We start from the raw sequence: 228 nt of genomic DNA, 5'->3' as shown, positions 1-228 counted from the left end.
CCAATTCGGGCAGCATTGCCATCAGCGTTGCCGTCGTTATCGAACCGATGCCTTTGATTTGCTCCGCCACTTGGGCTTTGCCATCAAAATGCGTGTGGGTGTGGTCATCGATTTGTTTGTCCAACTCGTCAATCAGCCGGTCAAAATGGGCAATCAGTTGTTTGACGCTTTCGACTTGCGTTTCGTGAACCTGATGCAGACGGTTTTTCTCGGCAGTCCGCATATCCA

1 pseudogene is annotated in these 228 nt (G+C 50.9%); it reads right to left on the bottom strand.

Annotated features, from left to right (window positions below):
• Nucleotides 1-228: pseudogene (locus ACLD9W_RS12680) on the bottom strand (IS110 family transposase); the annotation flags it as partial.

Origin of the sequence: Neisseria sp. WLZKY-1, assembly GCF_046546535.1 — a bacterium.
Classification (GTDB): domain Bacteria; phylum Pseudomonadota; class Gammaproteobacteria; order Burkholderiales; family Neisseriaceae; genus Neisseria.
This window is presented reverse-complemented; position numbering and strand designations above follow the sequence as displayed.